This window comes from Afifella sp. H1R (assembly GCF_021462425.1).
Classification (GTDB): Bacteria; Pseudomonadota; Alphaproteobacteria; order Rhizobiales; family Afifellaceae; genus Afifella; species Afifella aestuarii.
The window spans coordinates 2,105,223-2,130,423 of record NZ_JAKEDY010000001.1 but is presented as its reverse complement, the minus strand read 5'-3'; the positions used below and the strand labels follow the sequence as shown (position 1 = coordinate 2,130,423).

The 25,201-nt window shown below is 65.1% G+C and carries 29 protein-coding genes and 1 tRNA gene; 24 read left to right on the top strand and 6 right to left on the bottom strand.

What is annotated here, in order from left to right; translation table 11 throughout:
• Position 1: 1 nt before the first annotated feature.
• Positions 2–139, bottom strand: a complete 138-nt coding sequence (locus tag L0F51_RS10075; RefSeq protein WP_234629031.1) for a hypothetical protein — start codon at positions 137–139, stop codon at positions 2–4.
• A 244-nt stretch (positions 140–383) separates the two neighbouring features.
• Between L0F51_RS10075 and tolQ the strand changes: the two genes are divergently transcribed.
• The 16 genes from tolQ (at position 384) to L0F51_RS09995 (ending at position 16,567) form a co-directional block, all read left to right on the top strand.
• On the top strand, positions 384–1,097 hold the full coding sequence (gene tolQ / locus L0F51_RS10070; RefSeq protein ID WP_092815542.1) for a protein TolQ: 714 nt from the start codon (positions 384–386) through the stop codon (positions 1,095–1,097).
• On the top strand, positions 1,097–1,549 hold the full coding sequence (gene tolR / locus L0F51_RS10065; protein ID WP_092815545.1) for a protein TolR: 453 nt from the start codon (positions 1,097–1,099) through the stop codon (positions 1,547–1,549). Before tolQ ends, tolR begins: the two co-directional genes overlap by 1 nt.
• Positions 1,550–1,552: 3 nt before the next feature.
• Complete coding sequence (locus L0F51_RS10060; RefSeq protein WP_234629030.1) at positions 1,553–2,563, top strand: cell envelope integrity protein TolA; 1,011 nt, start codon at positions 1,553–1,555, stop codon at positions 2,561–2,563.
• A gap of 22 nt (positions 2,564–2,585) precedes the next feature.
• Positions 2,586–3,932, top strand: coding sequence for a Tol-Pal system beta propeller repeat protein TolB (gene tolB / locus L0F51_RS10055; protein WP_234629029.1), 1,347 nt, complete (start codon positions 2,586–2,588; stop codon positions 3,930–3,932).
• Between the two features lie 36 nt (positions 3,933–3,968).
• Positions 3,969–4,754 (top strand): bifunctional 2-polyprenyl-6-hydroxyphenol methylase/3-demethylubiquinol 3-O-methyltransferase UbiG, encoded by a 786-nt coding sequence (locus L0F51_RS10050; protein WP_234629028.1) that lies wholly within the window; start codon positions 3,969–3,971, stop codon positions 4,752–4,754.
• A 224-nt stretch (positions 4,755–4,978) separates the two neighbouring features.
• Positions 4,979–5,482 (top strand): peptidoglycan-associated lipoprotein Pal, encoded by a 504-nt coding sequence (gene pal, locus L0F51_RS10045; RefSeq protein WP_370642346.1) that lies wholly within the window; start codon positions 4,979–4,981, stop codon positions 5,480–5,482.
• A 140-nt stretch (positions 5,483–5,622) separates the two neighbouring features.
• Complete coding sequence (gene ybgF, locus L0F51_RS10040; RefSeq protein ID WP_234629027.1) at positions 5,623–6,615, top strand: tol-pal system protein YbgF; 993 nt, start codon at positions 5,623–5,625, stop codon at positions 6,613–6,615.
• Positions 6,566–7,978: a tRNA lysidine(34) synthetase TilS gene (gene tilS, locus L0F51_RS10035; RefSeq protein ID WP_234629026.1), complete on the top strand. Its 1,413-nt coding sequence runs from the start codon at positions 6,566–6,568 to the stop codon at positions 7,976–7,978. The genes ybgF and tilS overlap by 50 nt, the downstream gene beginning before the upstream one ends.
• Positions 7,979–8,139: 161 nt before the next feature.
• A complete protein-coding gene (gene ftsH, locus L0F51_RS10030; RefSeq protein ID WP_234629025.1) occupies positions 8,140–10,056 on the top strand; it encodes an ATP-dependent zinc metalloprotease FtsH in 1,917 nt (638 codons plus the stop codon).
• Positions 10,057–10,250: 194 nt separating this feature from the next.
• On the top strand, positions 10,251–11,591 hold the full coding sequence (gene glmM, locus L0F51_RS10025; RefSeq protein ID WP_092815568.1) for a phosphoglucosamine mutase: 1,341 nt from the start codon (positions 10,251–10,253) through the stop codon (positions 11,589–11,591).
• 106 nt (positions 11,592–11,697) lie between these two features.
• Positions 11,698–12,978, top strand: a complete 1,281-nt coding sequence (ispG, locus tag L0F51_RS10020; protein ID WP_128291020.1) for a flavodoxin-dependent (E)-4-hydroxy-3-methylbut-2-enyl-diphosphate synthase — start codon at positions 11,698–11,700, stop codon at positions 12,976–12,978.
• Positions 12,968–13,567, top strand: a complete 600-nt coding sequence (locus L0F51_RS10015; RefSeq protein ID WP_234629024.1) for a nucleoside deaminase — start codon at positions 12,968–12,970, stop codon at positions 13,565–13,567. Before ispG ends, L0F51_RS10015 begins: the two co-directional genes overlap by 11 nt.
• A 78-nt stretch (positions 13,568–13,645) precedes the next feature.
• The gene (locus tag L0F51_RS10010) at positions 13,646–14,548 is read left to right on the top strand and encodes a lytic transglycosylase domain-containing protein (RefSeq protein WP_234629023.1); all 903 of its coding nucleotides are present in this window, start codon (positions 13,646–13,648) and stop codon (positions 14,546–14,548) included.
• A complete protein-coding gene (locus L0F51_RS10005) occupies positions 14,545–15,192 on the top strand; it encodes a DNA-3-methyladenine glycosylase (protein WP_234629022.1) in 648 nt (215 codons plus the stop codon). Before L0F51_RS10010 ends, L0F51_RS10005 begins: the two co-directional genes overlap by 4 nt.
• Positions 15,192–15,854 carry an alpha/beta hydrolase gene (locus L0F51_RS10000; protein ID WP_234629021.1) on the top strand — a complete coding sequence of 221 codons (663 nt, stop codon included), beginning with the start codon at positions 15,192–15,194 and terminating at the stop codon, positions 15,852–15,854. The genes L0F51_RS10005 and L0F51_RS10000 overlap by 1 nt, the downstream gene beginning before the upstream one ends.
• Before the next feature lie 155 nt (positions 15,855–16,009).
• Positions 16,010–16,567 (top strand): HNH endonuclease, encoded by a 558-nt coding sequence (locus tag L0F51_RS09995; protein WP_234629020.1) that lies wholly within the window; start codon positions 16,010–16,012, stop codon positions 16,565–16,567.
• Between the two features lie 28 nt (positions 16,568–16,595).
• Here the strand turns inward: L0F51_RS09995 and L0F51_RS09990 are convergent, their stop codons facing one another.
• Positions 16,596–17,108, bottom strand: a complete 513-nt coding sequence (locus L0F51_RS09990; RefSeq protein WP_234629019.1) for a disulfide bond formation protein B — start codon at positions 17,106–17,108, stop codon at positions 16,596–16,598.
• Positions 17,108–17,701, bottom strand: coding sequence for a YqaA family protein (locus tag L0F51_RS09985; protein ID WP_128291027.1), 594 nt, complete (start codon positions 17,699–17,701; stop codon positions 17,108–17,110). The genes L0F51_RS09990 and L0F51_RS09985 overlap by 1 nt, the downstream gene beginning before the upstream one ends.
• A gap of 268 nt (positions 17,702–17,969) precedes the next feature.
• Here L0F51_RS09985 and L0F51_RS09980 point away from each other — a divergent pair.
• Positions 17,970–18,056 (top strand) — tRNA-Leu (locus L0F51_RS09980).
• A 76-nt stretch (positions 18,057–18,132) separates the two neighbouring features.
• Here L0F51_RS09980 and L0F51_RS09975 read toward each other — a convergent pair.
• Complete coding sequence (locus L0F51_RS09975) at positions 18,133–18,756, bottom strand: DsbE family thiol:disulfide interchange protein (RefSeq protein ID WP_234629018.1); 624 nt, start codon at positions 18,754–18,756, stop codon at positions 18,133–18,135.
• Entirely contained in the window at positions 18,743–19,024 is a 282-nt protein-coding gene (locus L0F51_RS09970; RefSeq protein ID WP_234629017.1) for a DUF2933 domain-containing protein, read from the bottom strand. The genes L0F51_RS09975 and L0F51_RS09970 overlap by 14 nt, the downstream gene beginning before the upstream one ends.
• 166 nt (positions 19,025–19,190) lie before the next feature.
• Here L0F51_RS09970 and L0F51_RS09965 point away from each other — a divergent pair, with 166 nt between their 5' ends.
• From L0F51_RS09965 to L0F51_RS09935, 7 genes are all read left to right on the top strand, one after another.
• The gene (locus tag L0F51_RS09965) at positions 19,191–19,919 is read left to right on the top strand and encodes a response regulator (RefSeq protein WP_234629016.1); all 729 of its coding nucleotides are present in this window, start codon (positions 19,191–19,193) and stop codon (positions 19,917–19,919) included.
• Between the two features lie 7 nt (positions 19,920–19,926).
• Positions 19,927–21,273: an ATP-binding protein gene (locus tag L0F51_RS09960; RefSeq protein ID WP_234629015.1), complete on the top strand. Its 1,347-nt coding sequence runs from the start codon at positions 19,927–19,929 to the stop codon at positions 21,271–21,273.
• A 153-nt stretch (positions 21,274–21,426) separates the two neighbouring features.
• Complete coding sequence (locus L0F51_RS09955) at positions 21,427–21,867, top strand: hypothetical protein (RefSeq protein WP_234629014.1); 441 nt, start codon at positions 21,427–21,429, stop codon at positions 21,865–21,867.
• A 99-nt stretch (positions 21,868–21,966) separates the two neighbouring features.
• On the top strand, positions 21,967–22,968 hold the full coding sequence (locus L0F51_RS09950) for a YCF48-related protein (protein ID WP_234629013.1): 1,002 nt from the start codon (positions 21,967–21,969) through the stop codon (positions 22,966–22,968).
• On the top strand, positions 22,961–23,419 hold the full coding sequence (locus L0F51_RS09945; RefSeq protein WP_234629012.1) for a cytochrome c: 459 nt from the start codon (positions 22,961–22,963) through the stop codon (positions 23,417–23,419). Before L0F51_RS09950 ends, L0F51_RS09945 begins: the two co-directional genes overlap by 8 nt.
• A gap of 101 nt (positions 23,420–23,520) precedes the next feature.
• Positions 23,521–23,958 carry an EF-hand domain-containing protein gene (locus tag L0F51_RS09940; RefSeq protein ID WP_234629011.1) on the top strand — a complete coding sequence of 146 codons (438 nt, stop codon included), beginning with the start codon at positions 23,521–23,523 and terminating at the stop codon, positions 23,956–23,958.
• Positions 23,959–24,159: 201 nt separating this feature from the next.
• A complete protein-coding gene (locus L0F51_RS09935; RefSeq protein ID WP_234629010.1) occupies positions 24,160–24,861 on the top strand; it encodes a Crp/Fnr family transcriptional regulator in 702 nt (233 codons plus the stop codon).
• A gap of 22 nt (positions 24,862–24,883) precedes the next feature.
• Here L0F51_RS09935 and L0F51_RS09930 read toward each other — a convergent pair whose 3' ends face one another.
• Positions 24,884–25,198, bottom strand: a complete 315-nt coding sequence (locus tag L0F51_RS09930; protein ID WP_234629009.1) for a DUF6522 family protein — start codon at positions 25,196–25,198, stop codon at positions 24,884–24,886.
• Between the last annotated feature and the right edge of the window lie 3 nt (positions 25,199–25,201).

The following is a 25,201-nucleotide window of genomic DNA, read 5'->3' as shown; positions in this document are numbered from 1 at the left end:
TTTAAGCGGCCAGTCCTCCGAGGGCGACCAGGAAGACGGAGAGGCCGAGCGCAGAAACGACCAAGGTGTCGGTGAAGCGCGAGTCGGTCTCGGTCGGCTGATCTGCAGTCTGATCAAGGCGGGCATCAAAGCGCGACATGGGATTCCTCTTGGCCGCAATGGCCTGCTGTTTCGAATTCCAAACGCCTTCCGACTCCAACGGTTCCAATCGTTTATCGTGGACAAGAAAAGTTTGCTGTGAGGACCCGCTCCTAACGGTTCGTTAACCGTGATGATCTCTCATCCTTTAGACTGGTTTCATCGGGGCAGGCTCTCTCAGGCCGTGCTTTTGTCACATTCGGCGGTCAAGAGCCGCCAAGATCGAAAAAGAGCGATCTCATTCCATGGATCAAGTTGCCCAGACAGCGCTCGCCGATCCGGCGGGTGGCTTTTCCCTGCTATCTCTATTCTGGCAGGCGCATATCGTCGTGAAGATCGTCATGCTCGGCCTGCTCGGAGCTTCCGTGTGGTGCTGGGCGATCATCATCGACAAGACGCTGCTCTACCGCCGGATGAAGGGCCAGCTCGACAAGTTCGAAGATACGTTCTGGTCGGGACAGTCCCTCGAACAGCTCTACAACCAGGTGTCGGCGCGCGAGGCGCACGGCATGGCGGCGCTTTTCGTCGCCGCGATGAAGGAGTGGAAGCGCACCTATGAGGGAGGCGCGAAGTCGCTCGCAGGCCTCGGGCAGCGCATCGACCGGGTGATGGACGTCACGATCGCACGTGAGGTCGACCGGCTCGAACGGCGGCTCCTGGTGCTCGCGACCGTCGGCTCGGCCGGCCCGTTCATCGGCCTCTTCGGCACGGTGTGGGGCATCATGACCTCGTTTCAGGCCATCGCGGCCTCGAAGAACACCAATCTCGCCGTGGTGGCGCCAGGTATCGCCGAAGCGCTTCTCGCGACGGCCTTTGGCCTCTTCGCCGCCATTCCCGCAGTGATGTTCTACAATAAGTTCGCCAGCCAGGTTTCCCGGCTCGCCACGCGCATGGAGGGCTTTGCCGACGAGTTCGCGGCGATCCTGTCGCGCCAGATCGACGAGCGGAGAGCGGCCTGATGGGCGCCGGGATGATCGCACCGAGCAGGGGCGGCAGCAGCCGCCATCGTCTGCGCCGCCGCCATGCGCTGGTGGCGGAGATCAACGTCACGCCGTTCGTCGACGTCATGCTGGTGCTGCTGATCATCTTCATGGTGGCGGCGCCGCTTCTTACCGTCGGCGTGCCGATCGACCTGCCGGAAACGCAGGCCAAGGCGATGGATGCCGACACCGAGCCGTTGACGGTGTCGGTCAATGCCGATGGGTCGATCTATCTGCAGGAGCAGGAGGTGTCGTCCGACAAGCTGGTGGCGACGCTGCAGGCGCTTGCGAAAAACGGACTCAACGAGCGCATTTTCGTGCGCGGCGATCGCAATGCCGATTACGGCACGATCATGCGGGTGATGGGCCGTCTCAATGCGGCCGGCTATCGCCGGATCGGTCTCGTCACCCTGCAAGAGACTGATGGGTAAGGAATGCGTGTCGGCCTCGGCGTTTCACTTGCGGCTCACCTGGCGCTGATCTCGCTCGGGCTCTTCGCGTTTCCGGACGCGAAGCCTTTCAGCGTGGATCACACGGAAGCCCTGCCTGTCGATCTCGTGCCGATTTCCGAAGTGACCGATCTTCTCGCCGGCTCCAAGACGGCCAAGCCGAAGCCCGACGAAAAGCCTCAGCCCAAGGCGCAAGCCAAGGCGGATCGGCCGGACCCGAAGCCGGCGGAAAAGCCGGCGCCGAAACCCGTTCAATCGGTGAAGGAACCGACGCCGCGGCCGACGCCGAAGGTGGAGGAAAAGCCGAAACCGGAAGAGACCAAGGTCGCCTCTGTGCCGCCGGAGCCCGAGCCCGAGCCGGAGCCCGCGCCTCGTCCCGACGCGCAGCCGGAGAAGGCGCCAGAAGCGACGCCGGAAGAGGCGGCGCCCGCGCTCGACACCCTGCCGAAGACGCGCCCGACGCCGCCCAAGGACATCAAGCCGCCGAAGCCGGCCGAGACCAAACCGGCACCGGAAAAGCCCGTGCCGGAAAAGCCGAAGGTGACGCAAAAGCCCGAGCCGAAGCGGGATTTCCGGCCCGACGATATCGCGGCACTTCTCGACAAGCGCGATCCGACGGGCGGCGGGGACCCCAATCCCGCTCCCGATCCGCAGACGTTCGGCGCGCGCGAGGGCAAGGCCGAGGCGGCGATGACGCAAAGCGAGATCGAGGCGCTGAAGGCACGGCTTTATCAGTGCTGGAACCCGCCGATCGGCGTGCGCCAGGCGGGCGGGCTCCGGGTGACGGTCGCCATCAGCCTGCAGCCGGACGGAACGCTTGCGGCACCGCCCCGCCCGGTCGGCGGCGGTTTCGACGAGCTTTCCCGGGTGGCGATGGAGAGCGCCATCCGTGCCGTCCACGAATGCGCCCCTTACGACATACTACCGCCAGAGAAATACTCCTTGTGGCGGGATATCGAATTCACCTTCGACCCGAGCGAAATGCTCGGCGGATGAGATTTGACGGAGCTTCACGCCCATGTCCTTTACCGACCGCTTGAGAAGTCGGGCTTTCCCCTTCGCCATCGCCGCAGCGTTTGCCCAGTTCGCGCTGGTTGGCGCTCTGATCGGCAGCGCGTCGGCGCAGCTGCGCGTCGACATCACGCGCGGCACGATCCAGCCGATGCCGATCGCCATCCCGGCCTTCGTCGGGACAGGTGGCCAGCCCGACCAGCTCAGCCAGCAGATCTCCGACGTCATCACGGCCGATCTGAAGAATTCGGGCCTCTTCGCCCCGGTCGATCCGGCTGCCTTCATCCAGCCGACGATTCCGCCGGACGTGACGCCCGATTTCGCCAATTGGCGTCCGCTCAACGCCCAGGCGCTCGTCTCCGGGCGGGTTGCGGCGACCCCCGACGGGCGGGTGCAGGCGGAATTCCGCCTCTGGGATATTTTTGCCGGCCGGCAGCTGACGGGTCAGCAATTCGTGGCGAGCCCCGACAATTGGCGACGGGTGGCGCATATCATCGCCGATGCGATCTATGAGCGCCTGACCGGTGAGAAGGGCTATTTCGACACCCGCATCGTCTTCGTCGACGAATCCGGATCGAAGGAGCAGCGCGTCAAGCGGCTCGCCCTGATGGACCAGGACGGCGCCAATGTGCGCTATCTGACCGACGGCAGCGATCTCGTGCTGACGCCGCGCTTCTCACCCACGCGCCAGGAAATCACCTATGCGGCGCTCTCCGGCGATCAGTGGCAGGTGTTTCTCCTCAACACGGAAAACGGGCAGCGGGAGAAGATCGGCAATTTCTCCAACATGACCTTCTCGCCGCGCTTTTCTCCGGACGGACAGAAGGTGGTCCTGTCGCTTGCCCAGGGCGGCAATTCCAACATCTATCTGCTCGATCTCAGGAACCGGCAGATGACGCGGCTCACCGATTCGCCGTCGATCGATACGGCGCCGTCGTTTTCGCCGGACGGTCAGCGCATCGTCTTCGAATCCGACCGGGGCGGCACGCAGCAGCTCTACGTGATGGGCGCGAATGGCGGCCCGGCGCAGCGGATCTCCTTCGGGCAGGGACGCTATGCGACCCCCGTCTGGTCGCCGCGCGGCGATCTCATCGCCTTCACCAAGCAGGAAGGTGGCCGCTTCGGCATCGGCGTGATGACGCCGGACGGGTCGGGCGAGCGCGTCATCACGGAAGGCTTCCACAACGAGGGTCCGACCTGGGCGCCCAACGGCCGCGTGTTGATGTTCTTCCGCGACCAGTCCGGCGGCGCTGGCCCGCAGCTCCTTTCCGTCGACATCACCGGCTATAACGAGCGGGTCGTGCCGACGCCGAATTATGCTTCCGATCCGGCGTGGAGCCCGCTCCTCGATTGATGCTGGCAGCCCGGTGCCGGAGGGCAGGCAAATTCCATGAGCTCATATTGCGATGAACGCCTGGCGGGTCTTTACGACCTGCTCAATCCGCCGGGCGAGGATACGCGCTTCTACATTCAGCTTGCCGGACAGCTCAAAAGGCAGCCCGAGGGAGAGCCTGAAGCGCAGGGCGAAGAACAGGGTGGCGGACGCGAGCCGCTTGCGATCCTCGACATCGGCTGCGGCACGGGTGCCCTGGCGCGTGCGCTTGCCCGACGCGGGCACAAGGTGACGGCGGCCGATCCGGCGCCGGCGATGCTGGCGGTTGCACGCCGCGGGGCCGGGGCGGAGCGTGTCGATTGGGTGGAGGGCGATGCCACCACCCGTCATGCGGCGGCGCCGTTCGATCTCGTCCTGATGACCGGACACAGCTTCCAGTGCCTGTTGAGCGACGAGGTCATCGACGCCGCCTTCCAAGCGGTGCGGGAGCAGCTTTCACCGGGCGGCCGGTTCGCTTTCGAAAGCCGCAATCCGGTCGTCGAGGGCTGGCGGCAATGGACGCCCGGGCGCAGCCGTCGCCTCATACGTCCGATCGGGAGCGCGAGCGTGGAGACCTATCTGTCCCTGGTGTCAGCGGAAGACGACATCATCGCCTACCGCACGCATCTGCGCTTTCCCGGCGAGGAAGAAGTCATCCTCGAAGATCAAGTGCGGTTCACATCGTGCGATCTTCTCAAGGAGAAGCTGGCCGAGGCCGGGTTTTCGGAGGTCAATCTCTACGGCTCCTTTGACCGCAGCGAGTTCGGCCCAAAAAGCCCGGAGATCATCGTCGTCGCGGGATAAGGCCTCGCTGATCGGCAATTGAGGCGCCGAGGCCGCGCTTTGTGGCCAAAAAGGTGCGCGAGCGCCAAGCTTCCGCCGCATTCGGTGGCCACCGCTCTCCTCGGACATTTTGTTTTGCGTCGCCCATCTGTCTGCGTTCACGCCTTCTTAACCCTAATCGTTCATGAGGCCTTAACCCTGTCAGGGTTATCAAAGCCCTTCGATTCCACCAGGAGCTTGCGGCGATGAGCTTTCGCCTGAATATCCGTATGCTAGCTGCTGCCTTCGGCGCAGCCCTTCTTCTGACGGCTGGCGGTTGCGCCAACCAGCAAAAGGCGTTGGATCTGGCCGGTTCCGGAGGAGGCGCAGGTGCGGCCACGCCCGGCAGCCCGCAGGACTTCCAGGTCAATGTCGGCGACCGCGTCTTCTTCATCGTCGATTCCTCGTCGCTGACGCCGGAAGCACGGGCGACGCTCGACCGTCAGGCCGCGTGGCTGAACCAGTATCCGAATTACACCATCACCGTCGAAGGCCATGCCGACGAGCGCGGCACGCGCGAGTACAACCTTGCCCTCGGCGCCCGGCGCGCGGCCGCAACCCGCGATTATCTCGCTTCGCGCGGCATCAATCCCGGCCGCATGCGGACGATTTCCTACGGCAAGGAGCGCCCGGTCGCGGTCTGCGATGCGGCCTCGTGCTGGAACCAGAACCGCCGCGCGGTTACGGTCGTGGGCGGCGCCGGCAGCTGATCGCCGTCGCAGTCCTGCCACAGAGGTAAAGAAAAGGCGGCTTCGGCCGCCTTTTTTGCGTTCCTGTCACACGTGTCGAAGTTTGGCCGAATTGATCTGGAGGTGGTGGAGCCTCACTCAGTCATGCTAGCGACCTTGTCATGAGCGGACGTATTCTTTTTGTTTTTGCCGGCCTTCTCCTTTTTCCGGGCCTCGCCCAGGCGCAGAGCCCGCAGGAGATCGGCCAGATGCGGCTCTACATCCAGCAGCTGGAAGAGCGGGTGCGCCAGCTGACCGGTGAGGTGGAGCAACTTCAGCACGAACTGCAGGTCACCCGCCGTCAGGCCGGTATCGCCGGCCCGCCGCAAGGCGGGGAAGATGCCCCGATGGACCAGAGCTTTGGCTGGAACGGCGGACAGACGGGTGCCCAGCCGAACGCCCAGCCGAACGGCGGCCAGCAATTCGGGGCCGGCTCCAACACCTATGGTGGCGCGACCTATGGCGGCGCGACGGGCGGCAGCGTCAATCCTTCCAACAATTCGAGCAGCGTGGCAGGCGCGCCGCCGCAGGATCTCGGCACGGTGGGCATCTCGCCGGATGATCCGCGCATCGCGCAGGACGGCGAGGGCGGTTTCGATGCCGGTGCGCCGATCGATCTCTCGACGCTTGCGGGCGGTGGTCCGGGCGGGCCTGCCCCGGCCGTCGGTCCCGTCGATGACATGGGCAACGGTGGCGAACAGCCTCAAGGGCCGGCGCTCGCCTCCCTCTCCGGCGATCCCAGGCAGGATTACGACTTCGCCTATGGCTATATCCTGACCGGCGATTATTCCGAGGCGGAGCGGAGTTTCGCGGCCTGGCTGGAACGCTTCCCCAACGAGGCGCAGGCGAACGATGCGCGCTTCTGGCTGGGCGAGAGCCAGCTGCAGCAGAACAAGGACAGGGCGGCGGCGAATACGTTTCTGGAGCTTTACAAAACCGCTCCGAAGAGCCGTAAGGCGCCGGATGCTCTGATGAAGCTCGGCATCGCTCTTGCCGCGCTGGGCGAAAAGGACGCTGCCTGTGCCACCTTCGACGAAGTCGGCCGCAAATATCCGGACGCGTCCGGTGCACTCACCAACCGCGTCGCCGCAGAAGCGAAACGCGCCGGCTGCTGAGGGCGCCCCGGCCGCTGAGGACGCGATCGATGCGGCCGAAGCGGAGCCGCTCCTTCGCGAATGGCTCGACCGGGGTGCGCTGATCGCGGTCTCCGGCGGGCCGGATTCGCTGGCGCTGCTGGCGCTTGCGGCAGAGATTGCCGCGCATCGCGGCGCACCGGCGCCGCAGGCTTTCACCTTCGATCACGGCCTGCGGGCGGAGAGTGCCGCCGAGGCGCGGATGGTGGGAGACGTCTGCACGCGGCTTCACCTCCGCCACCATGTGCGCCGCTGGGAAGCGGCGGAGCGGCCGCAAAGCGGCATCGCCGCGGCCGCCCGGCTGGCGCGCTATGCGGCGGCCATCGAAGTGGCGACGCGGGCAGGCTGCCGCGCCATCCTGACCGCCCACCATGCGGACGATCAGGCCGAGACGGTGCTGATGCGCATGGCACGCACCGCCGAGCCGCGGGCGCTCAAGGGGATCGAAGCCGCGTTAAGACGGGAGGGATGGCCGACGATCGCGCGGCCGTTCCTACAGTTCTCGAAAGCCCGGCTGCGCCTGAGCGCAGAGGCTCGCAAGCTTCCGTTTTGCGATGATCCGACGAATTCTGATCCCGCGCAGGAGCGGGCGCGTGTGCGTCTTGCCGCGCCGGAGCTTTCTGCCATCGGGCTGACGGCGGAACGGCTCGCCGACTTCGCCGCGCGCGAAGGGCACATCCATCAAATGTTTGAACGCGCGGCGCTTCAGGCGGCCGAAAGCGCCACGGTGAGCGAGGCCGGAGCGATCACGATTTTGCGACCGGCTTCGGTGCGCCGGGAGATGGAATTCGAAGTCTGGCTCGCGCTTCTGCGCCGGCTTTTGATGGCCGCATCCGGTCGCGTGGCGACGCCTTCGCGCGAGGCGCTCGTTTCTCTCGATGAAAGGCTGAGTGCGATGGTGGGGGGCGGAGGCTCCCTCGTTGCGACACTGCACGGAGCCCGGCTCGATCTCCGCGAGGATCGTCTCGTCGTCAGCCGCGAATGGGGCCGGCAGGGGCCGGATGATTGCGTTTTCGCAGCCGGGCGCGATGTGGTCTTCGACGGGCGTTATATCGTCGCGCCGCATGCGCTCGCCGGCGAAGACGCCCGTGTTCGTGGCTTCGGGCGGTGCGGACGCGGCAATGCGTTCGAGCGCACAATGCCGGCGCTGTTTGCCGAGGACACCTGCATCGCCGTTCCGCCCCTCCTCGCGGCCAAGGGGGATGCCGGATGCCGCACGGATCTCGGCATTCGACAAATTGTCGACGACCGGCTTTGCGATCCCCATATCGGGGGTCTCTACGATCGGTTGATGGTGGAAAACCGCTTGCCGCCAAGACCGGCCGAGATGCACAATATCAATTAGTTGAGCGCGTGACGGCCTCATCGGCTTGCCGGAAGCTGGCGTTTGCGGGCCGCACTCCATTTCTGTGCCTTCACATCAACCCCCTCGCAACCTATCTAGGGGATGTTTGACAGGACGCCCTCACGGATCCGGCGCCGAAAGCGCCATCGGGGAAAGCCAGAATGAACCAGAATTTCCGGAATTTCGCGCTGTGGATCGTGATCCTGCTCCTCTTGGTGGCGCTCTTTAACTTGTTTCAGAGCCCGTCCCGCCAGGGTACGACGCAGGAAATCACTTATTCGCAGTTCCGCAGCGAAGCGATCGACGGCAACATCAAGAACGTCACGATCAGCGGCCAGCAGATTACTGGCACCTACAGCGACGGCAAGCGCTTTACGACTTACGCGCCGGACAACTCAGAATATGTGACGCTGCTTGAAGACAAGGGCGTCACCATCAAGGCCGAGCCGGACGAGAGCGAGATGTCGTTCTTCTCGGTGTTGATTTCCTGGTTCCCGATGCTGCTCCTCATCGCGGTGTGGATCTTCTTCATGCGGCAGATGCAGGGCGCCGGCGGCAGAGCCATGGGCTTCGGCAAGTCCAAGGCAAAGCTTCTGACCGAAGCGCATGGCCGCGTGACCTTCGAGGACGTGGCCGGTGTCGACGAAGCCAAGGAAGACCTTGAAGAGATCGTGGAATTTCTGCGCGATCCGCAGAAATTCCAGCGGCTCGGCGGCCGTATTCCCCGCGGCGTGCTCCTCGTCGGCCCTCCGGGCACCGGTAAGACGCTGATCGCCCGTGCCGTGGCGGGTGAGGCGGGCGTGCCCTTCTTCACCATTTCCGGTTCCGACTTCGTCGAGATGTTCGTGGGCGTCGGCGCAAGCCGCGTGCGCGACATGTTCGAACAGGCGAAGAAGAACGCGCCGTGCATCATCTTCATCGACGAAATCGACGCCGTCGGCCGGCATCGTGGCGCAGGCCTCGGCGGCGGCAACGACGAGCGCGAGCAGACGCTCAACCAGCTGCTCGTCGAGATGGACGGCTTCGAGGCGAACGAAGGCATCATCCTGATCGCCGCCACCAACCGTCCGGACGTTCTCGACCCTGCGCTTCTGCGCCCGGGCCGCTTCGACCGCCAGGTCGTGGTGCCGAATCCGGACGTCGTCGGCCGCGAGAAGATCCTGAAGGTGCATGCGCGCAAGGTGCCGCTCGCGCCCGACGTCAATCTCAAGACGGTGGCGCGCGGGACGCCGGGCTTCTCCGGTGCCGATCTCATGAACCTCGTGAACGAGGCGGCGCTGCTTGCGGCACGACGCGGCAAGCGGCTCGTGACGATGCTCGAGTTCGAAGACGCCAAGGACAAGGTGATGATGGGTGCCGAACGGCGCACGCTCGTCATGACCGAGGACGAGAAGCGGCTGACGGCCTATCACGAGGGCGGCCACGCCATCGTGGCGCTCAACGTGCCGTCGACCGATCCGGTGCACAAGGCGACGATCATCCCGCGCGGACGAGCGCTCGGTATGGTCATGCAGTTGCCGGAGCGCGATCAGCTCTCCATGACCTACCAGCAGATGACCTCGAGGCTCGCCATCATGATGGGCGGCCGCGTGGCGGAGGAGATCACCTTCGGCCATGACCGGGTCACTTCCGGTGCGGCGTCCGATATCGAGCAGGCGACGAAGCTGGCGCGGGCGATGGTGACGCGCTGGGGCTTCTCCGAAGAGCTCGGACGCGTGGCCTATGGCGACAACCAGGAAGAGGTGTTTCTCGGCCATTCCGTGGCGCGGCAGCAGAACATCTCCGAGCAGACGGCGCAGAAGATCGACCGCGAGGTCCGCCGTCTCGTCGACGAAGGCTACGACAAGGCGCGGGAGATCCTGACCACGCATCACGATCAGCTGGAGACGCTGGCGCAGGGGCTGTTGGAGTTCGAGACCCTTTCGGGCGAAGAAATCCGCGCGCTCCTCAACGGCAAGCGTCCGGTGCGCGAGGATCCGAGCGACGATCTTCCGCCGGCCAAGGGTTCGGCCGTGCCCACGACGGGATCGCGGCCGCGTCCGGGCAACGATGGTGGCCTGGAGCCGCAACCCACGTGATAGGCGTGCGAGCCTGTTGCAACCTTGCAGCGGCGTCGCTGATATATTCGTATACACAAAGTGAGGCCCGGAGATCGCTCCGGGCCTTTATTGTTCCTTGAGGAAAATGCGGCACCGTTTCGTTTTTCGACGGTGCAGACCGAACGAGCCGGAGCGCGAGCGACCGCGCAGCGCAGGAGAGGGCGCAGGCAAGAATGACACGAAGCTATTTCGGAACCGACGGCATCCGCGGCACGGCGAACGCCTTCCCGATGACGCCGGAGATCGCCATGAAGGTGGCACAGGCGATCGGCCTCTATTACCGCAACGGCCATCGCCAGCGCGTCGTCATCGGCAAGGATACGCGGCTTTCCGGCTATATGCTGGAGAACGCGCTGGTCGCGGGTTTCACCTCCGTCGGTGTCGACGTGTTTCTGCTCGGACCGATCCCGACGCCTGCCGTTGCCATGCTGACGCGCTCCATGCGCGCCGATTACGGCGTCATGATTTCCGCCTCCCACAATCCTTTCGACGACAACGGCATCAAGATCTTCGGCCCGGAAGGCTTCAAGCTGTCCGACGAGGTCGAGGCGGCGATCGAGGAACTCGTGGAATCGGATCTGTCGCGCCGGCTTGCGGGTCCGCGCGAACTCGGCCGTGCCAAGCGCGTCGACGGGGTCGTCGACCGCTACATCGAATTTGCGAAGCGCACCCTGCCGCGCCATCTCGACTTCGACGGGCTGCGGGTCGTCATCGACTGCGCCAATGGTGCCGCCTACAAATCCGCTCCGAACGTTCTGTGGGAGCTCGGTGCGGAAGTGATCCCGATCGGCATCGAGCCGGACGGCTTCAACATCAACCGCGATGTCGGCTCCACCTCGCCGGCGGCGCTCGCACGGAAAGTGCATGAGGTGCGCGCCGATCTCGGCATCGCGCTCGACGGCGACGCCGACCGGGTCGTCATCGTCGACGAAAAGGGCAATGAGGTCGACGGCGATCAGCTGATGGCCGTCGTGGCGTCTTACTGGCAGGCCGAGGAACGGCTCGCCGGCAACGGCATCGTCGCCACCATCATGTCCAATCTCGGCCTTGAACGCTTTCTCGGCGGGCTCGGCCTGTCGCTGGCGCGCACGCCCGTCGGCGACCGCTATGTCTCCGAATATATGCGCCAGCACGGCTTCAATGTCGGCGGCGAGCAATCCGGGCACATCATCCTGTCGGATTATACGACGACGGGCGACGGGCTCGTGGCCGCGCTGCAGGTGCTTGCCGTCGTCTGCAAGGAGGCGAAGCCGGTCAGCGAGGTCTGCCACCGCTTCGATCCCGTGCCGCAGGTGAAGAAGAACATCCGCTACAAGGGCAATCTGCCGCTCGAGCAGGAGCAGGTGCAGAAGCTCATCATCGCGGCGCAGACGAAGCTTGGAAATTCCGGGCGTCTCGTCATCCGGCCCTCGGGCACGGAGCCCGTGATCCGGGTGATGGGCGAGGGCGATGATCGCGATGTCGTCAACTCCGTTGTCGACGATATCGTCTCCGTGTTGCAGACTGCGGCCTGAGCGCGCAATTCCTGCAAAGCTGCCATTCTCTTATGGCTTGCGACACAAGGACGGCGCGACGCAAACGACGTTGACTTCCAGGACCGATTTCGCCACGAGTTCGCCCATGCAAGAACGTCCGAGCCTCAGCGATTTCGCGCTGCCCGCAGGCCCCGCTCAGCGGCGCCAGTCGGTTGCCGTCAACGTCGGTGGCGTGATGGTCGGAAGCGATCATCCGATCGCCGTCCAATCCATGACCAACACCGATACGGCCGATATCGATGCGACCGTCGCACAGGTGATGGCGCTGGCCCGGGCCGGCTCCGAGCTGGTGCGGGTCACGGTCGATCGCGAGGAGGCGGCTGCGGCCGTCCCGCAGATTCGCGACAAGGTGCGCGCAGCCGGCGTCAACGTGCCTTTGATCGGCGATTTCCACTATATCGGCCACAAGCTCCTGGCCGAATATCCGGGCTGCGCCGAGGCGCTCGACAAATACCGCATCAATCCGGGCAATGTCGGCTTCCGCAAGAAGCGCGTGAGCCAGTTCGACGCCATCATCGAGACGGCGCTGCGCTACGACAAGCCGGTGCGGATCGGCGTCAATTGGGGGTCGCTCGACCAGGAGCTTCTGACGCTCCTCATGGATGAGAACGGCCGCCAGGCGCATCCGATCTCCGCCACCGCGGTGATGCGCGAGGCGATGGTGCGTTCCGCGCTTCTTTCTGCCGCGCGTGCCGAAGAGATCGGCATGCCGCGCGACAAGATCATTCTGTCGGCGAAAGTCTCCGACGTTCAGCAGCTCATCACCGTCTACCGCATGCTGGCGCAGCGCTGCGATTACGCGCTGCATCTCGGCCTGACGGAAGCGGGCATGAGCTCCAAGGGGCTGATCGCCTCGTCGGCTGCCATGGGCATCCTGCTGCAGGAAGGCATCGGCGACACGATCCGTTATTCGCTGACGCCGGAGCCGGGCGGCGACCGCTCGCTCGAGGTGAAGGCGTGCCAGGAGCTCCTGCAGAGCATGGGCTTCCGTCAGTTCCTGCCGATCGTTTCGGCCTGCCCCGGATGCGGGCGCACGACCTCGTCACTCTTCCAGGAGCTGGCGCGCGACATCCAAAACCATATCGCTGCACGCATGCCTGTCTGGAAAGAGACCTATCCGGGCGTCGAGGCGATGTCGGTCGCCGTGATGGGCTGCGTCGTCAACGGGCCGGGTGAATCCAAGCACGCCGACATCGGCATCTCGCTGCCGGGCACGGGCGAACAGCCGGCCGCGCCGGTCTTCATCGACGGCGAGAAGGCGACGACCTTGCGCGGGCCGAAGCTTGCGGAAGATTTCACCGCACTCGTCGAAGACTATGTGGCGCGCCGCTATGGCGGGGCCACCCGGCAGGACGATGCGGCCTGAGGCGGAACGCCTCGCGGACCGTTTTCTCGAGGTCATCGAGACCGATATCCTGCCGTTGACCGAGGCGGGGGTCGCCGCCGGCAACAAAGTGTTCGGCGCGGCGATCCTGAAGAAGTCCGATTATTCTCTCGTCGTCGCCGCCTCCAACCAGGAGCGGACGAACCCGCTCTTTCACGGCGAGGTCGCGGCCCTCAACGCCTTCTACCGCTTGCCGGATGCGAGACGTCCGGCGACCGCCGATTGTCTGTTCCTCGCCACGCACGAGCCCTGTTCGCTGTGTCTTTCGGCGATCACCTGGGCGGGCTTCGACAATTTCACCTATCTCTTTCCCTATGAGGTGACGCGCGACGCCTTTGCGATCCCGCACGACCTCGCCATCCTCAAGGAAGTCTTCGGGATCAAGGACGGGGCCTATCGCGGCACCAACGCCTTCTGGACCGCGACGGCGCTCGTCGAACTGATCGATGTCTCGTCCGACGATGCGCAGGTCGCCTTTGCCGAGCGGGTCGCGCGCATCAAAGACGCGTATCAGCGGCTGTCGAGCGCCTATCAGGCGGAAAAGTCGGGCTCGGGTATCGCGCTTTCCTGAGAGAGGCCTCCCGCGCCCTTGCGCGCGGCCGACGACGGCCCAAATTTCCGCCCGGATCCGGTTGAAGATTTCGGGGCGATGCGGCGTTTCGGCAAAACACTTCTGGTTGTCGCGATCGTGGGGCTTTCGGCACCACGGGCGATCGCGTGGGAGGAGGGTGCCGTCGTCGGCATCGGGCCGCCGGCGAATGTGCCGCCCGCTTTCGAAAAGGTTGCCGCCGAACCCGAGGCGATCTGCGCGTCGATCGAGCTGCAGGCACGACGCTTCGGGCTCGATGCCGCCTATTTCGCCCGGCTCATCTTCAAGGAGAGCCGCTTTGATGCCGGTGCCGTCAGCCCGAAAGGCGCGGAGGGCATCGCCCAGTTCATGCCGGCGACGGCGCGGGCGCGCGGCCTTGCCGATTCCTTCGACATCGCGCCGGCGCTTTATCATTCGGCCTCGTATCTTCGCGAAAACTGGAGCCTCTTCGGCAATTGGGGATTGGCGGCGGCCGCCTACAATGCCGGACCGAACCGCGTGAGAAGCTGGCTTGCCGGCGACAGCGGTCTTCCCTTCGAGACGCAGAATTTCGTTCTCTCCATCACCGGCGAGCCGGCGGAACGCTGGCGTGAGAGAGAAGCCAAGCTCGGCGATCTCAGTCTCGACCCCGACCTTTCCTTCCTGGAGGCGTGCCGGAAGCTGCCGGCGGCGCGCACGAGCCCGCGCATGGCCATTGCCTCCGGCGACTGGAAGCCGTGGGGCGCGCAGGTCGCCGGCAGCTTTTCGCAAGCTGCGGCTCTGTCGCAATTTCAAAGGCTGAAGGGCCGCTACGCTTCGCTCTTCGGCGACGAGCCGCCTATGGTGGTGCGGGCGAAGACGCCGGCACGCGGTCGCGCCTCGATCTATGCCGTCCGGCTCGGAGCCGACAGCAAAGCGGAGGCGAGCCGGATCTGCGATCGGCTGCGCGCCAAGGGAGGGGCCTGCGTGGTGATGAAGAATTGAGCCGCATCGACAGCCTCGAGGATATCGCCGAAGGCCTTACGCATCTCACCCGCGCCGATGAACGGCTGGTGCCGGTGGTGGCGCTTGCCGGCGACGTGCCGCTGCGCCGTCATCACGGCGGCTATGAGGGGCTCGCCTCCATCATCGTGGCGCAGCAGGTTTCCAAGGCGGCGGCCGACAGCATCTGGCGACGTCTTGCCGACAAGCTTCAGGAGGTCGGGCCGCAGAGCGTTCTCGCCGCCGATGAGGAGGAGCTCAAGGCTTGCGGTCTGTCGCGGCCGAAGATCCGCACGCTGCGGCGGCTTGCCGAGAGCTGCGTCGCCGATTTCCGCTTCGAGGGGCTGGAAGACCTGCCGGCGGAGGAGGCGATCGCCGAAATGACCGCGCTTCATGGCGTCGGGCGCTGGACGGCCGAGGTCTATCTTCTCTTCTGCTGCGGCCATCGGGACATCTTTCCAGCCGGCGACATTGCGTTGCAAAATGCCGTGCGCCACGCCTTTGCGGCCGCGGAGCGACCCTCAGAGAAAGAATTGCGGGGGATCGCGGAAGCCTGGTCGCCGTGGCGCGGCGTCGCCGCCCGCCTGTTCTGGCGCTATTACGCCGTCACTGCCAAAAAAGACGTGATACCTCTCGGAGATTCCTGATGCCTTTAACCCTCCTCGACGGACCGCGAATCGCCCCAGCCTCGGGAGGCGCGGCAAAAAGTCTCGTCGTCTTCCTTCATGGCTTCGGCGCGGACGGCAACGACCTCATCGCGATCGGTCGCGAATGGGCGCGGGCGCTGCCGGATACCGCCTTCGTCGCCCCGCATGCGCCGGAGCCGTGCGCGGCCGCGCCGATGGGCCGGCAATGGTTCGACCTCACCCGCCAGAACCCGGAGGTCTACAAGCTCGGTGTGGCAGAGGCGGCGCCCTCGCTCGACCGTTTTCTCGATCAGGAGATGCAGCGGGTGGGCGTCGACGAGACGAAGACGGCGCTCGTCGGCTTTTCCCAGGGCACGATGATGGCGCTCCATGTCGGGCCGCTGCGGCCGAAAAAGCTAGCCGGTATCGTGGGTTTCTCCGGTCTTCTCGCCGACAAGGCGGCGATCGCGGCGCCTGCGGCGCAGAAGCCGCCGGTGCTTCTCGTGCACGGCGATAGCGATCAGCTCATCCCGGTGCAGGCGCTCTTCATGGCGAATGAGGGGCTGACGGAAGCCAAGATTCCGGTCGAATGGCACATCAGCCAAGGGATCGGCCACGGCATCGGGCCGGACGGGCTCAGCCTGGCGCAGCAGTTCCTGCAGCGGGTGCTCGGAGCAGCCTGAGGAAGGGCGAGACGCAAGCGCTGCCGCTTCGCGGCGCTTGCGCGATCCTTATTCGCCGACGTGACAGATGAGCTTCACAAGCGTGTCACAGAGCGTATAGACTATGCGCGCGACTAAGAGGAGGCCGTTGACTTCGATGGCATTAGCGCAGCGCCATGACGATACACGTCTCGCCTAACGCGCATCCCGCACTCGTCCTGAACGCCGATTATCGGCCGCTCAGCTACTATCCTTTGTCGCTCTGGTCGTGGCAGGACGCCATCAAGGCGGTGTTTCTCGACCGAGTGAATATCGTCTCCGAATACGACTTTCAGATCCGAAGTCCGAGCTTCTCCATGAAGCTTCCTTCCGTCGTATCCTTGAAGACCTACATCAAGCCTTCCCGAAATCCCGCCTTCACACGCTTCAACGTCTTTCTCCGCGACCGCTTCGAATGCGCCTATTGCGGCTCGCCCGACGATCTCACCTTCGACCACGTGATCCCGCGCTCGAAGGGCGGCCAGACCACCTGGACCAACGTCATCACAGCCTGTGCGCCGTGCAATCTGAAGAAGAGCAACAAGAGCTGCGAGGAGATCAAGATCTGGCCGCGGCATATGCCGTTCGAGCCGACGACCTACGATCTGCATCGCAACGGCCGGCTCTTCCCGCCGAACTATCTGCACGAGAGCTGGATGGATTATCTCTACTGGGATACGGAGCTGGAGCCGTAAGCCGCTTCGGCGTTGGCTCCATGCCGTCTCAGCGCCGCTTAGCCAGCGTCCTGTAAAGCGCGTAAATCGTCAGCGCGACAAGGAACAGCGAGGCGACCGCATTCCAGCCCGCGAAGGAGAGGCCGAAGAGGTGCCACAGCGCCTCGTCGCAGCTCGGCCCCGACACGCCGCTCTGCAGCGAATTGAACATCGATGCGGCATCGCCCGGACCGCCCGTCTGCACGCAGGTGTCCGGCCCCTTCCACCAGTGATATTCGACGCCGGCATGATGCACGCCGAGCCCGAAGCTGACGGCCCAGATGATGGCGAGAACGCCGAAGAGGGCCGCGAGGAGGCCACGTGGCGCGCTCCGCCAGACCGCCAGCACCGTCACCAGCGTGATCGGCAGAGCGACGTAATAGGGCAGGCGCTCGCGCAGGCAGAGGGCGCAGGGCTGATAGCCACCGATATGTTCGAAGCCGAGTGCGGTCAGAATGGTGGCGCCCGCCGCCAGAAAGAGGAGGAGGGCCAGAAGGCGCAGGGTGCGATCGGTTGCAGCCATCAATGTGAGCCTGGCAGGATATATTTGATGATGATGAAGCCTCCCACCAAGAGCAGCAGGAAGACGGTGAAGACGAGCCCGAGCCGCTTTTCGATGAAGGTCCTGATCGGCGGCCCGAAGGCATAAAGCAGGCCGGCGACCGCGAAGAAGCGGATGCCGCGGGCGATGACGCTCGCCACCATGAAGACGACGAGCGACAAATGTGTGGCGCCCGAGGCGATGGTGATCACTTTGTAGGGAAAGGGCGTGACGCCGGCGATCAGGACGGCCCAGGCACCCCATTCGTTGTATTTCGCGGCAAATGCCTCGAAGGCGTCGCCATAGCCGTAAAAGGCGAGAATGGGGGCGGCGACGGCCTGATAGAGAAAGGCGCCGATGAGATAGCCGAAGAGGCCGCCGATGACGGAGGCGATGGTGGCGACGGTCGCGTAATACCAGGCCTTGGACCGGTCGGCGAGGATCATCGGGATGAGGAGCGCGTCCGGCGGGATTGGAAAGACCGAACTCTCGACGAAGGAGACCCCGGCAAGCGCCGCCGTCGCATGGCGGCTCGCGGCGAGGTTCATCGTCCAATCATAGAGGGCGCGCAGCATGGGCCTTGCCGGTCGGGGAGTGACGAGGGCCCAGCCTTATCACCTTCCGTTACGGTGCGCTCAAGCCCTAACTTGGCGATGGCGAATTTCGCGCGTCGGCGCATTAACGCTGCTGAAACAGGGACACGCCCAGTTTTGTCTTCCCAGTATCATTTTCTTTGCCGTTCCGGGCGCGTTCATGTGGACGAGCATCTTGCGCTGACGGCCGGCAACGCCTAAGCATCTGCGCGGATTTCCGGACGCCCCTTGTGGGCCGGCCGGGACCCTTGCGGGCGTGGCGGAACTGGTAGACGCGCTGGACTCAAAATCCAGTTCTGGTGACAGAGTGTCGGTTCGATTCCGACCGCCCGCACCACCTCCTCCCCCAGATATCTTCGCGAAGAGATCTCCGCTCGAACTGGTTGCTGGCCGCGGGTCATGCGGACGGGCGTCTACGAAGGATCGCGCGCGGCGATTGCCTCGCCGGACGAGCTTTCTTGCTGCAAGCGCCGCACCAGGGGCAGGATGATGTCGTCGAGCGCACGGGCATTCACCGGCCCGATATGCTTGTAGGCGATGCGGCCGCGGGCATCGATGACAAAGGTTTCCGGCACGCCGTAGACGCCGAAATCGATGGCGGTGCGGCCCGTTCGGTCGGAGCCGACACGGCGGTAGGGATTGCCCCGGTCCGCCAGCCAGGTGCGCGCCTTCTTCGGATCGTCTTTGTAGTCGAGGCCGTGCAACGGCACGGTGCCCTGTGCCGCAAGCCGCACCCAGTGGGCGCGTTCGTCCTCGCAGGCCCTGCACCAGGATGCGAAGACATTGAGGATCGACACCTGGCCCACGAGGTCCCGGCTCGAAAGCCCCGGCGGACCTCCCGGAATCGCCTGCAGGGCGAAGTTCGAGACCGGCTGGCCGATCAGGGCCGATGGCAGCGTGCGTGGATTTCTCGTCAGGCCGATGGCGAAAGCGACGCCGAGGCCGACGAAGAGAAGAAGCGGGATCCCGAAAATCCAGCGCCTGGAGGCCGGGCGCAGAGCTCTCTCGACGGTGGGCGGGGTCTCAGCGGTGGTCATGGTTGAGGGGGCGCCGATCGTTCGGCTCGACCGGGATTCTCTGCAGGCCCTGTTCGTCCTCCGGCGCATGATTGTGGCCTTTGCCGCCGTGGCCCCCATGCATCAGACCGTGCATGGCGAAGCACAGAAGAAGTGGCGCATAGGCGTAGAGGGTGCCGCCGCGGCGCGCATCCCAGACGAGAACCGCCGTCGTTGCGGCGCCGACGAGGCCCATCAGTGCGGTCGTCCGCGGCTTGTTCCTGACATAAGTGACGATCCCATTCAGCATCGCGAAAAGTCCTCTGGTGTTTGAAGAGGCAGCCTCGCTGCGACACGTCTCGCAAGTTTGACGGCGGGATAGGATTCGGTGACGGTTCGTGACAGGAGCCGCTTCTGACAAACTCCGTCACACTTTTTTGGACCTTTGCGGCGGGCCGCGCCTGTATAGTTTTGCCATGGACTCCTCGCCCCACATTCTGATCGTCGACGACCATCGCGACATTCGCGATCTCGTCGGCAAGTTCCTGGTGAAGCACGGGCTGCGGGTGACGCAGGCTGCCAATGGCACGCAAATGTGGGAGGCCTTGCGCAATCACCGGATCGATCTCGTCGTGCTCGATCTGATGCTGCCGGGCGAGGACGGGCTCAGCCTGTGCCGGCGGATGCGCGGGGAAGGGAATGCGACACCGGTCATCATGCTGACGGCGATGGGCGAGGAGACCGACCGTGTGGTCGGGCTCGAGATGGGCGCCGACGATTATGTCGCCAAACCGTTTTCCTCGCGCGAGCTTCTGGCGCGCATCAAGGCGGTGCTGCGCCGGACGCAGGCGAGGGAGACGGTTCAGGTTCTCGACGAAGAGCGCTCCATGGCGCGCTTTGCGGGATGGTCCCTCGATCTGTCGCGGCACGATCTGCACCGCGCCGACGGCGTCGTCCTGCCGCTCAGCAAGGGCGAATACACGCTTCTCGTCGCCTTCGTGGAGAGGCCGAAGCGGGTGCTTTCGCGCGACCAGCTTCTCGATCTCGCCCGCGGGCGTTCGGCCGTGCCCTTCGACCGGAGCATCGATACGCAGGTGAGCCGGCTCAGGCGCAAACTGGAGGACGACCCGGCCAATCCCGCTCTGATCAAGACGGTGTGGGGCGACGGTTACATGTTTACGGCCGATGTCAGCTTTGAGAGCTAGCGGCCGCATGCGGTTCTGGCCACGCAGCATGGCCGGGCAGACCATGCTGCTTCTGGTGGTCGGGCTGACGCTGACGCACGCCGTCAGCATGCTGTTTTACTCGCATGACCGCGATACGCTGCTGGCGGCCTCCGGCGGGCGCGAATTCGCCCACCGTGCGGCCGTGGTGGTCGAAATGATTGCCGCCGTCCCGGCAGGGCAGCGGCCGCAGCTCGTCGATGCCGCGCAGGCGACCGACCTCGATGTATCCATTGCGCCGGAAAATCCGCTGGTGCGCGAATACGAGGAGGACTGGCGCGGCCGGATGATCCGCGAGCTCATGGTCGATGAACTCGGGTCCGAGAGCGCGAGCCGGATGACGGTCCAGGTCTTCGACCCGGCGGAGGAGAGCGGTCTCGGCCTTGCCAGCCTCAATCCGACGGCGGTCGCCAATGTCCGCGTCTCCGTCGGTCTCGCCGACGGAAGCTTCGTTTCGGTTGCGGGCGCCTTGCCCGCACACGGCATGAGCGCCTCCGCCAGCACGCTTGCCTCGACGCTCGTCATGGCCGCCGCCGTTCTGGCGCTCTCCTTCGTTGCCGTCAGGCGGATGACATGGCCGCTGCGCAAATTCGCCGAGGCTGCCAATCGTCTCGGCCGCGACGTGGCGGCTCCGCCGCTCGACGAACGTGGTCCCGACGAGGTGCGTCGCGCCGTCAGCGCCTTCAACCTCATGCAGGCGCGGCTGCGCCGTTTCGTGGAAGACCGCACGCAGATGCTGGCTGCGATCTCGCACGATCTGCGCACGCCGATCACGCTTCTGCGGCTTCGCGCCGAGCTGATCGACGACGAAGAGGAGCGGGTCAAGACGCTCGCGACCCTCGACGAGATGCAGGAGATGATCCGCTCGACGCTCGCCTTCGCGCGCGAGGATGCGGAGGGCGAAGCGATGCAGCGGGTCGATCTCGGCGCGTTGGTGCAGAGCCTGTGCGATGATCTTGCAGAGGCCGGCCAGCCGGTCGAATGTGCCGATCCGCCTTCGCTGGTGGTTCCCTGCCGGCCACAGGCGCTGCGCCGTGCCGTCACCAATCTCGTTGAAAATGCCGTGCGCTACGGCAACCGGGCGGCGGTCTCCATCGAGGCACGGCCCGATGCCGTTCTGATCCACGTCGACGACGAAGGCCCGGGCATCCCCGAGGATCGTATCGACCAGGTGTTCCGACCCTTCTATCGGCTGGAGGGCTCGCGCGGGCGAGAGACCGGCGGTGTCGGGCTCGGCCTCAGCATCGTGGCGAGCGTCGCCTATGCCCATGGCGGTGAGATCGCGCTCGCCAACCGCAAAGAGGGACTGCGCGCGACGTTGCGCCTGCCGCGGTGACGCCGGTCATGGGCGCGGCCGCCTTTGTCACAGACTGACACACTTTTCTGAGCCGCTGACAAAGGTCTGTTTCACGACCGGTGTCTCTTCTCCCCATCGAAACGACACATGATCCGGCGCCGCGGCGGCCGGCCGCGTCCAGGGAGAGGCGATATGAAGAAGACCCGGAACGCCAAGGCGAAACCTCGCCACAGCTGGCTGCCGACAGGCATCGCGAGCCTCATGTTCGTGGCCGGCATCGCGATCTACGCTTATCCTTCCTTGAACGCGGCCGGCTCCGCCAGCCCGGCGATCCCCGAGGGGCAGACCATCTCCAGTTGGGCGGAGAACGGCGAGGGCGGTCGCTATCTGCTGGAGATCGTCGATGGCCGCGCGCCCGCCACCGCAGTGTCCGGCAAGGTGTTGAGCGATGCCAATTGCGAGCCGGATGCCCTCGGCCTCAATCACTGCCACAACGAGATCGCTCTGCCGGACGGCAGCACGATCACCGTGATCAACAACCACCAGATGTCGGCGCATCGTTGCCTGAGCCCGGGCGAGACGCTGCAGGTCGAAAAGCTCGACTCCGGCTGGGTCGTGGGCACTCTCTCGTAGCCGAAGGCGCCTACCCCCCGTCGCTTTCGGTGGAGAGTGCCCACCCCCTAGGGGCCGAGCGGTGCTTCGACCGCTTAGCCCTCAATATGGGCGGCCGGCATGGCCGCCCGCTCGGTGGAGCGGTCCGTTCTCCACTCCTCCCACGGTTTCCCCTTGCATTTTTCCGACGCCACCATGCTCCCGACAGATACGCATCTTCCCAAGGCCTCCATGCTCTCCGCGCTGAAGCGGCCGCTTTTCGCTCTCTTTTTCGCGACCCTCCCTTCTTTCGCCCTTGCCCAGGCCGAAACGGTTTCGGGCTCCGTCACCTCCCTCGCAGTGGCGGCTCCGGACGAACTTCTCAAGATCGCGAGCGGCAATCTCTTCGTCAGCCGCGATGCGGGCAGGAGCTGGAGCAGGCTCGATGTGCCGGCCGAAGCCGCCGGCAGGCTGGATAAGATCTCCGTGGCTGCGGGAGACGATCATGCGCTCTACGCAGCCGGGCCCGAGATCGGCCTCTTTGCCTCCAAGGACGACGGCGAGAGCTGGAGCGAGGCGAACGGCGATCTGCCTGGCACCCATGTCACGGCCTTTGCCACACATGCGAGCGAGGCCGACACGCTTTACGCCTATATCCCCGAAAAGGGCATCTACCGCACCCGCAATGCCGGGGTTGAGTGGGCGAAGGTGAGCCGCGGTCCGGAACCGCGCGAAGGCGCGCTCACGGCCAAGCTCGATGCCGTCGTCGGCAGCGTCAATGAGATCGTTCACACCGGCATGGAGGGTAGCATGGAGACCGGCTGGATCTATGTCGCGACCTCCGAAGGCCTGCGCATTTCGCAGGACTGCTTCTGCCTGTGGCGCGAGGTTGGGGATTTTCCCGGCAGCGTGGAAGCTGTCGCGGCCGATCCTGCGCATCCTGAAGATGTCTATGCCGCGGCCGGCGCAACGCTTTCCAAGAGCAGCGATGGCGGGCGGAGCTGGAGCGATGCGGCTGCGCCAGAGAGCGCGGTGACGGCGCTTGCTGTCGGCGCGGAAGGCGTGGTCTTCGCCGGAACCGAGGATGGCGGCCTCTTCGTCAGCCGCGACCATGCGGAGAGCTGGACGCGGGCCGATGATTAAAGGCCTGGGCGTCATTCTCGCCAGCCTCGTGGCCGTTTCGAATGCGCTGGCGGACGGGGCGACACCGTCCGATCCGGAGATCGTCGCGGCCGGCAGGCAGATTTACGGCGATTATTGTGCCTCCTGCCACGGAGAAGCGGGCGAGGGCACCGAAAACTGGCAGAAGCCGGATGAGAACGGCAACCTCCTGCCGCCACCTCATAATGCCCAAGGGCATACCTGGCGCCATCCCGACGGGGTGCTCTACCAAATGATCCTTAAGGGCTGGCGCGATCCGTTCAACGGCACGCCGGATCTCACCATGCCGCCCTTCGAGGGCGTGTTGGAGCCGGACGAGATCCATGCCGTGCTGACCTACATCAAAACGTTATGGACAGCGGACCAGCGCGCCTTGCAGGCCGAAGAGAGTGCGGCGCGGCCCTTCCCTGACGCAGCGCAACCTTCCCCCTGAAGCCATCGGAGGCTTCGCCCGGCCTGCGGCGCCGGGATCGACATGCCGCATATGCCCGCCCTCTCCCCGGCGGGGCCACTCGAAAGAACAGGAGTTCTCCCATGAAGAAATTTCTCGCCGTTTCAGCGCTCGCGACCGCAACGGCCTTCGGCGCGGTTGCCGCACAGGCCCAGGAGGCCAGCACGCCGATGAGCCAGCACGAGGCGCATCATGCCGGCGACAATGCCGGGCAGATGATGGGCCAGGGCATGATGGGTCAAGGCGCGATGGGACCTGGCATGATGGGCCAAGGCAGCATGGGGCCCGGTATGATGGGCGCTGGCGGAATGCAGGGCGGCGCCATGGGCATGATGGGGCCTCATATGAGCAAGATGATGCTCGTCATGATGGACACAGACGGCAACGGTTCGCTGTCGCTCGAAGAGGTCCAGGCCGTGCATGAGCGTATGTTCAAGGCGATGGATGCCGATGACGATGGCCAGCTTTCGGCAAGTGAGATGGCGAGCTTTTGCGGCGGTCAGGCGAGCCAGTCAGAATAATTCTCCCGCACCGGCAAGAGACAAGAGAGGGGCTGCGCAGGCGGCCCCTCTTTCTTTATGCTCTGACGCATCCGAAGCCTGTCCAATCTTCGTGCCGATGCGGATGAACCATCTGGCGCGGCACGACTTTTGACAGTGGAACGAAGCTCGCGATTGCGCGCGGTGATCTCTGCCGCCGTGTGCGCCGATGCCGGAGGAAGAATGCCCGCCCCACATCTCGACCGCTCGCTGGTGAAGGATCTCGGCGTCTTTGCAACGCTTTCAGACGAGGATCTCGATGCGGTCCTCGCCTCGGCCACGACGCGGCGGATTCCGATCAACACCGCGGTCTTCAACCAGGGCGATCCGGCGGGAGAGTTTTTTGCCCTCTTGCATGGGCGCCTCAAGGTGACGCAATCGACGCCCGACGGGCAGCAGATCGTCGTGCGCCATGTCAATCCGGGCGACATTTACGGCATCGCCAAGGCGATCCGCCGTCCGGACTATCCGGGCACGGCGACGGCGGTCGCCGACAGCCTGACTCTCGCCTGGCCGATGAGCCAGTGGGATATGCTCGTCGCGCGCTGCCCGGCGCTGGCCGTCAATGCTCTGGCGACGGTCGGACAAAGGCTGCAGGACGCCCATACGCGCATCCGCGAACTCTCCACCGAAGAGGTGGAGCGGCGGGTCGCCCATGCCCTCCTGCGCCTCGTCAAGCAGGCGGGCCGCAAGACCGACGAAGGCGTTCTGATCGATTTTCCGATCACCCGTCAGGACGTGGCGGAAATGACCGGCACGACGCTGCACACGGTGAGCCGGCTCCTCAGTGCCTGGGAGGCGAGGGGCCTCGTCTCGAGCGGTCGAAAGAAGATCGTGGTGTGCGATCCGCATGCCCTCGTCGTCATCGCCGAGGGGGCCGAATAGCGGGGACGAACCCGGCCCCGTTTTATTGAGGCGCCCTGGGGCTGTGGGCCGCCGCGAGGTCGGTGAGCGTGAAGCAGGTCCGGCGGAGGAGATGTCCCTCCTCGTCGACCACGAAGGTCGCGCGCCGGTCGTGATGGAAGAAGACGAGCCGGAAGGTGCCGGCGTCGCGGTCCTGGCCGCGCTCGAGCCGGCTCTTGATCTCGCCCTGGCGCATGAGCGTGCGCACCTCCTCCACGTCGAGCGCGAAGGCCTCGGCGAGAAGGCCGACATCGATGTCGAAGCCCTGATCGGTGCGTGTGATCGGCTTGCCGGTCTCCGCGGGATTTCTCGTGTGCATAGG

What these genes read in the sequence shown, in the direction of transcription:
- L0F51_RS09990 (WP_234629019.1), bottom strand. Translation starts at nt 17,108, where the DNA reads ATGGCTGCAACCGATCGCACCCTGCGCCTTCTGGCCCTCCTCCTCTTT.
- L0F51_RS09930 (WP_234629009.1), bottom strand. Translation starts at nt 25,198, where the DNA reads ATGCACACGAGAAATCCCGCGGAGACCGGCAAGCCGATCACACGCACC.
- glmM (WP_092815568.1), top strand. Translation starts at nt 10,251, where the DNA reads ATGACACGAAGCTATTTCGGAACCGACGGCATCCGCGGCACGGCGAAC.
- L0F51_RS09950 (WP_234629013.1), top strand. Translation starts at nt 21,967, where the DNA reads ATGGCCGCCCGCTCGGTGGAGCGGTCCGTTCTCCACTCCTCCCACGGT.
- L0F51_RS10060 (WP_234629030.1), top strand. Translation starts at nt 1,553, where the DNA reads ATGCGTGTCGGCCTCGGCGTTTCACTTGCGGCTCACCTGGCGCTGATC.
- L0F51_RS09960 (WP_234629015.1), top strand. Translation starts at nt 19,927, where the DNA reads ATGCGGTTCTGGCCACGCAGCATGGCCGGGCAGACCATGCTGCTTCTG.
- L0F51_RS09935 (WP_234629010.1), top strand. Translation starts at nt 24,160, where the DNA reads ATGCCCGCCCCACATCTCGACCGCTCGCTGGTGAAGGATCTCGGCGTC.
- L0F51_RS09985 (WP_128291027.1), bottom strand. Translation starts at nt 17,701, where the DNA reads ATGCTGCGCGCCCTCTATGATTGGACGATGAACCTCGCCGCGAGCCGC.
- tolQ (WP_092815542.1), top strand. Translation starts at nt 384, where the DNA reads ATGGATCAAGTTGCCCAGACAGCGCTCGCCGATCCGGCGGGTGGCTTT.
- L0F51_RS10010 (WP_234629023.1), top strand. Translation starts at nt 13,646, where the DNA reads ATGCGGCGTTTCGGCAAAACACTTCTGGTTGTCGCGATCGTGGGGCTT.
- ispG (WP_128291020.1), top strand. Translation starts at nt 11,698, where the DNA reads ATGCAAGAACGTCCGAGCCTCAGCGATTTCGCGCTGCCCGCAGGCCCC.
- L0F51_RS10075 (WP_234629031.1), bottom strand. Translation starts at nt 139, where the DNA reads ATGTCGCGCTTTGATGCCCGCCTTGATCAGACTGCAGATCAGCCGACC.
- L0F51_RS09965 (WP_234629016.1), top strand. Translation starts at nt 19,191, where the DNA reads ATGGACTCCTCGCCCCACATTCTGATCGTCGACGACCATCGCGACATT.
- L0F51_RS09945 (WP_234629012.1), top strand. Translation starts at nt 22,961, where the DNA reads ATGATTAAAGGCCTGGGCGTCATTCTCGCCAGCCTCGTGGCCGTTTCG.
- L0F51_RS10015 (WP_234629024.1), top strand. Translation starts at nt 12,968, where the DNA reads ATGCGGCCTGAGGCGGAACGCCTCGCGGACCGTTTTCTCGAGGTCATC.
- tolR (WP_092815545.1), top strand. Translation starts at nt 1,097, where the DNA reads ATGGGCGCCGGGATGATCGCACCGAGCAGGGGCGGCAGCAGCCGCCAT.
- L0F51_RS09995 (WP_234629020.1), top strand. Translation starts at nt 16,010, where the DNA reads ATGACGATACACGTCTCGCCTAACGCGCATCCCGCACTCGTCCTGAAC.
- L0F51_RS09955 (WP_234629014.1), top strand. Translation starts at nt 21,427, where the DNA reads ATGAAGAAGACCCGGAACGCCAAGGCGAAACCTCGCCACAGCTGGCTG.
- L0F51_RS10050 (WP_234629028.1), top strand. Translation starts at nt 3,969, where the DNA reads ATGAGCTCATATTGCGATGAACGCCTGGCGGGTCTTTACGACCTGCTC.
- ftsH (WP_234629025.1), top strand. Translation starts at nt 8,140, where the DNA reads ATGAACCAGAATTTCCGGAATTTCGCGCTGTGGATCGTGATCCTGCTC.
- L0F51_RS09970 (WP_234629017.1), bottom strand. Translation starts at nt 19,024, where the DNA reads ATGCTGAATGGGATCGTCACTTATGTCAGGAACAAGCCGCGGACGACC.
- tolB (WP_234629029.1), top strand. Translation starts at nt 2,586, where the DNA reads ATGTCCTTTACCGACCGCTTGAGAAGTCGGGCTTTCCCCTTCGCCATC.
- pal (WP_370642346.1), top strand. Translation starts at nt 4,979, where the DNA reads ATGAGCTTTCGCCTGAATATCCGTATGCTAGCTGCTGCCTTCGGCGCA.
- L0F51_RS10000 (WP_234629021.1), top strand. Translation starts at nt 15,192, where the DNA reads ATGCCTTTAACCCTCCTCGACGGACCGCGAATCGCCCCAGCCTCGGGA.
- ybgF (WP_234629027.1), top strand. Translation starts at nt 5,623, where the DNA reads ATGAGCGGACGTATTCTTTTTGTTTTTGCCGGCCTTCTCCTTTTTCCG.
- L0F51_RS09975 (WP_234629018.1), bottom strand. Translation starts at nt 18,756, where the DNA reads ATGACCACCGCTGAGACCCCGCCCACCGTCGAGAGAGCTCTGCGCCCG.
- L0F51_RS09940 (WP_234629011.1), top strand. Translation starts at nt 23,521, where the DNA reads ATGAAGAAATTTCTCGCCGTTTCAGCGCTCGCGACCGCAACGGCCTTC.